General features: G+C 68.1%; 3 protein-coding genes and 1 pseudogene. All 4 read left to right on the top strand.

What is annotated here, in order from left to right:
- Nucleotides 1–677: pseudogene (locus ACFU99_RS30620) on the top strand (protein phosphatase); the annotation flags it as partial.
- A 25-nt stretch (nucleotides 678–702) separates the two neighbouring features.
- On the top strand, nucleotides 703–2124 hold the full coding sequence (locus ACFU99_RS30615) for an FtsW/RodA/SpoVE family cell cycle protein (protein WP_384398189.1): 1422 nt from the start codon (nucleotides 703–705) through the stop codon (nucleotides 2122–2124).
- Nucleotides 2121–3584 (top strand): peptidoglycan D,D-transpeptidase FtsI family protein, encoded by a 1464-nt coding sequence (locus ACFU99_RS30610; RefSeq protein WP_384398187.1) that lies wholly within the window; start codon nucleotides 2121–2123, stop codon nucleotides 3582–3584. The genes ACFU99_RS30615 and ACFU99_RS30610 overlap by 4 nt, the downstream gene beginning before the upstream one ends.
- 165 nt (nucleotides 3585–3749) lie before the next feature.
- A complete protein-coding gene (gene pknB / locus ACFU99_RS30605) occupies nucleotides 3750–5759 on the top strand; it encodes a Stk1 family PASTA domain-containing Ser/Thr kinase (RefSeq protein WP_384398185.1) in 2010 nt (669 codons plus the stop codon).
- The last annotated feature ends 2 nt before the right edge of the window (nucleotides 5760–5761 follow it).

Here is a 5761-nt window from a genome sequence, read left to right as displayed (position 1 = left end):
ACGGCCGCGCCAACCGGCCCGTACCGCCGCAGCCCGGCGGCTTCGGACCGCCCGGCAGCGGCGACGCGGCCGGGCAGGCGTCCGAGGGGGCTTACGACGACTACGACGACTACGTCAAGCCCTCCGCGGGCCGCAGATGGCTCAAGCGGTCGCTGATCACGCTGGTGGTGCTCGGCATCATCGGCGGCGGCCTGTACGGCGGTTACCGCTGGACCCAGACGCAGTACTACGTGGGCGCCAAGGACCAGCACCTCGCGGTCTACCAGGGCATCAACCAGGATCTCGCCTGGTTCAAGATGAACAAGGTCTACGAGGACCACCCCGAGATCGAACTCAAGTACCTCCCGGTCGACCAGCGCAGCCGCGTGCAGGACACCATCACGCTGGCCGACCGCGACCAGGCCGTGCAGAAGGCCAAGGACCTCGGGACCCTCGCCGGCACCTGCAAGAAGCTCGACGAGCGCAAGAAGGCCGAGGCCGAGGCGAAGAAGCAGAAGGAAAAGGCCGACAAGGAGAAGGCGGAGAAGGAGAAGGCAGGCGGGACGGGCGGCACCAAGCCGCTGCACGGTACGAACCAGAGCAGCACCCACCTCAACTCCACCCCGACGCCCAACCCCGGCCCCACCCTCAGCGAGGAAGAGCAGAAGTTGGTCCCACAGTGCAGCAGCAGCCAGTAGCAACGGCATAGGGGGCCACCCAGCGATGAGCAGCGCCACCACCACCGCGACCACCACCATCAGCACGATCGGGCCGCCCAGCAGACGCAACACCGAACTGGCCCTGCTGGTCTTCGCCGTCGTCATCCCGTGCTTCGCGTACGCCAACGTCGGTCTCGCGCTCAGCGACGAGATGCCCTCCGGCATGCTCGGCTACGGGGTCGGGCTCGGCCTTCTCGCGGGCGTCGGCCACCTCGTGGTCCGCAAGTTCGCCCCGTACGCCGACCCGCTGCTGCTGCCGCTGGCGACGCTGCTCAACGGGCTCGGCCTCGTACTGATCTGGCGGCTGGACCAGTCCGAGCGGCTGGCGCGCACCGCCAGGGCGCAGGGCTTCACCTTCCAGGCGTCGGCCCCCAACCAGCTGCTCTTCTCGGCCATCGCGATCGCCCTGTTCGTGGCCGTCCTGATCTTCCTCAAGGACCACCGGATCCTCCAGCGCTACACCTACATCTCCATGGTGGTCGCGCTGGTCCTGCTGGTCGCCCCGATCTTCTTCCCGGGCAAGAACGGCGCCAAGATCTGGATCACGCTGCCCGGTCTCGGCTCCATCCAGCCCGGCGAGTTCGCGAAGATCATCCTGGCGGTCTTCTTCGCGGGCTACCTCATGGTCAAGCGGGACGCCCTCGCCCTGGCCAGCCGCCGCTTCATGGGCCTGTACCTGCCGCGCGGCCGCGACCTCGGGCCGATCATCGTCGTCTGGGTGCTCTCGCTCCTCATCCTGGTCTTCGAGACCGACCTGGGCACCTCACTGCTGTTCTTCGGCATGTTCGTCGTCATGCTGTACGTCGCCACCGAGCGCACCAGCTGGATCGTCTTCGGCCTGCTGATGTCCGTCGGCGGCGCCGCGGTCATCGGCACCTTCGAGCCGCACGTGCACGTCCGCGTGATGGCGTGGCTGCACCCCTTCGACGTCTTCACGACCCACCAGGGCACCGAGCAGATCGCCCAGTCCCTCTTCGCCTTCGGCTCCGGCGGCGTCCTCGGCACCGGCTGGGGCCAGGGCCACTCCGACCTCATCAGCTTCGCCGCCAACTCCGACTTCGTCTTCGCCACCGTCGGCGAGGAGCTCGGGCTGGCCGGCACGATGGCGATGCTGCTGGTCTACGGGCTGATCGTGGAGCGCGGCGTACGCACCGCACTCGCCGCCCGCGACCCCTTCGGCAAGCTGCTGTCCGTGGGTCTGTCCGCCGCCTTCGCCATCCAGGTCTTCGTCGTCGCGGGCGGCGTCATGGGCCTCATCCCGATGACCGGTATGACCATGCCGTTCCTCGCCCAGGGCGGCTCCTCCGTGATCGCCAACTGGGCCCTGATCGCCATCCTCATGAAGATCAGTGACACCGCCCGCAGACCCGCTCCGGCCCCAGCCCCGTCCCCCGACGCCGAGATGACCCAGGTGGTCCGACCGTGAACAAACCCCTGCGCCGTATCGCGATCTTCTGTGGGCTGCTGGTCCTCGCGCTGCTCGTCCGTGACAACTGGGTGCAGTTCGTCCAGGCCGACGAGCTCAAGAACCACGAGCACAACCGCCGCGTCCTGATCGCCAAGTACAGCAAGCCGCGCGGCGACATCATCGTCGACGGGCAGCGCATCACCGGCTCCGCGAAGACCGACAGCCTCGACTTCAAGTACAAGCGGACGTACAAGGACGGCGCGATGTGGGCGCCCGTCACGGGCTTCACCTCGCAGGTCTTCGGCGCCAAGGGGATCGATGCGCTGGAGGACAAGATCCTCACCGGTGAGGACGACCGGCTCTTCTTCAACCGCACCATCGACATGGTCACCGGCAAGGGCAAGAAGGGCGGCGACGTCGTCACCACCCTCAACGCCAAGGCTCAGGAAGCCGCGTTCAAGGGACTCGGCAAGAAGAAGGGCGCCGTCGCCGCCCTCGACCCGCGCACCGGCAAGATCCTCGCGCTGGCCAACACCCCCTCGTACGACCCGTCCACGATCGCGGGCAGCGGCAAGAAGGACGAGGAGGCGTGGAAGAAGCTGGGGGCCGACAAGGACAAGCCGAATGTCAACCGGGCGCTGCAAGAGACCTATCCGCCCGGCTCCACCTTCAAGCTGGTCACCGCGTCGGCGGCGCTGGAGAACGGTCTCTACACCGACATCGACGCGCCCACGAAGTCGCCGCTGCCGTACTACCTGCCCGACACGAACAAGCAGCCGCTGCCCAACGAGGGCAACATCCCCTGTGAGAACGCCAGCTTGAGGGAGGCGCTCCGGTACTCCTGCAACACCGTCTTCGGCAAGATCAGCGCCGACCTGGGCAACGCGACGATGAAGAAGGAAGCCGAGAAGTTCGGTTACAACGACCCCAAGGTCGACACGCCGACGCGCGCCTTCGAGTCCCTCTACCCCAAGGACAACCGGCCGCAGAACGCCATGGCCGGCATCGGCCAGGCGTCCAACCAGGCCACCCCGCTCCAGATGGCCATGGTCACCGCCGCGATCGCCAACAACGGCAAGCTCATGAAGCCGTACATGGTCGACAAGCTGCGGGCGCCGAATCTCAATGTCATCGAGCAGACCGAGCCCAAGGAGTACAGTCGGCCGCTCTCCAGCGCCAACGCCCAGAAGCTGCAGGAGATGATGGAGACCGTCGTCGAGAAGGGCACCGGCACCGCCGGCAAGATCGACGGCGTCACGGTCGGCGGCAAGACCGGTACCGCCCAGCACGGCGAGAACAACAAGGCCAACCCGTACGCCTGGTTCGTCTCGTACGCCAAGACCGACAAGGGCTCCCCGGTCGCCGTCGCCTGTGTCATCGAGAGCTCCGACACCCTGCGCGACGACATCGCGGGCGGCAAGCTCGCCGCGCCGGTCGCCAAGGCGGTCATGGAGGCGGTACTCAAGACAGCGAAGTGACCCCGGTCACCCCCGCAACCGAGCGCCGCACGTGGCGGTACCGGTCTGATATCGGGTGACGGTCGTGCCCGGATCACCAAAGGCGCGCCGGGTACGGTATGCCCGGACAGCACACCGCCGGACCCCACACCGGTGCGGTCAGGATTGACGGAGAGGGCTGGATCTATGGAAGAGCCGCGTCGCCTCGGCGGCCGGTACGAGCTGGGCTCGGTGCTCGGCCGCGGTGGCATGGCGGAGGTCTACCTCGCCCATGACACCCGGCTCGGCCGCACCGTGGCTGTGAAGACCCTGCGGGTGGATCTGGCCCGCGACCCGTCCTTCCAGGCCCGGTTCCGCCGAGAGGCACAGTCCGCCGCCTCGCTCAACCACCCGTCGATCGTCGCCGTCTACGACACCGGCGAGGACTATGTCGACAACGTCTCCATCCCGTACATCGTCATGGAGTACGTCGACGGCTCCACCCTGCGCGAGCTCCTGCACTCCGGCCGCAAGCTGCTGCCCGAGCGCTCCCTGGAGATGACCATCGGGGTCCTCCAGGCCCTGGAGTACTCGCACCGCGCCGGCATCGTCCACCGCGACATCAAGCCCGCCAACGTCATGCTGACGCGCACCGGGCAGGTCAAGGTCATGGACTTCGGCATCGCCCGCGCCATGGGCGACTCCGGCATGACCATGACGCAGACCGCCGCCGTCATCGGCACCGCGCAGTACCTCTCCCCCGAGCAGGCCAAGGGCGAGCAGGTCGACGCGCGCAGCGACCTCTACTCCACCGGCTGCCTGCTGTACGAGCTGCTGACGGTCCGGCCGCCGTTCGTCGGCGACTCCCCGGTGGCCGTCGCCTACCAGCACGTACGGGAGGAGCCGCAGCCGCCGAGCAACTTCGACCCCGAGATCACGCCCGAGATGGACGCGATCGTGCTGAAGGCGCTCACCAAGGACCCGGACTACCGCTACCAGTCGGCCGACGAGATGCGCGCCGACATCGAGGCGGCGCTCGACGGCCAGCCCGTCGCCGCCACCGCCGCCATGGGCGCGGTCGGCTACGGCGCGGACCAGCCGACCGCGATGCTCCACGCGCAGGACCCGGCCATGGGCCAGACCTCCATGCTGCCGCCGATGCGCGACGACGACGGCGGCTACGGCGGGTACGACGACCGCCCGGACCGGCGGCGCGGCAGCGGCGGCGGCAAGAAGAGCCGCGTCTCGACGATTCTGCTGATCGCCGCGGGCATTCTGGTGCTGATCGGCGCCATCTTCATCGGCAAGGCCCTCATGAGCAAGGACCACAAGACCGGCCAGGTGCCGGTGCCGGCGCTCGCGGGCGAGACGCTGGCGAAGGCCAAGCAGATGGGCGAGAACGGCAACTTCAAGGTCGTCGAGGGCGGCTCGAAGTTCTGCGAGGACCAGAAGAAGGACACGGTCTGCACCCAGACCCCGGATGCGGGCGGCAAGGTCGACCGCGACGGGACGGTCACGGTCGTCATGTCCAAGGGCGTCGAGAAGGTCTCGGTGCCGCCGGTCACCGGGCTCTCCCTGGACGACGCGACGTCCACCCTGAAGGACAAGGGCTTCAAGGTCGAGCAGAAGCAGGAGGAGTCCGAGAAGACTCCCAACACGGTCACCGACCAGGACCCGGCCTCCGGCGCCAAGGCGGAGAAGGGCGCGACGGTCACCCTGACCATCGCCCAGGCCCCGCAGACCAAGACGGTCCCGCCGGTGGTCGGCAAGAGCTGGGAGGACGCGAGCAAGCAGCTCACCGACGTCGGCTTCACCCCGCAGAAGCAGGAGCAGGAGTCGAACCAGCCGGCGGGCACCGTCATCAAGCAGAGCCCGGACGGCAACACCCAGGCGCAGCCGAACTCGACGGTCACCCTGACCGTCGCCAAGGCCGCCGAGAAGTTCGCCATGCCGGCGCTGACGGGCAAGAAGCTCAAGGACGTCAAGAAGGAGATCAGCGACGCGCAGCTGACCCTCGGCGGCATCTCCGGCCCCCAGGACGACGACGCGACCGTGATCATGTCCGACCCGTTCCCCGGCACCCAGGTCAGCAAGGGCCAGACGGTCTCGCTGACCACGGCGGGCGGTTCGGGCGGCGGTGACAGCGACGGCGACGGGAACGACAGCCCGCTCTGGCACGACCTCATCGGCAAGGGGAAGGGCCACCATCACCATTAGGC

The sequence above is a fragment of the Streptomyces sp. NPDC057654 genome (assembly GCF_042800135.1).
Lineage (GTDB): Bacteria > Actinomycetota > Actinomycetes > Streptomycetales > Streptomycetaceae > Streptomyces.
The sequence above is the reverse complement of the archived record's forward strand: the minus strand, read 5'-3'. Positions and strand labels throughout refer to the sequence as shown.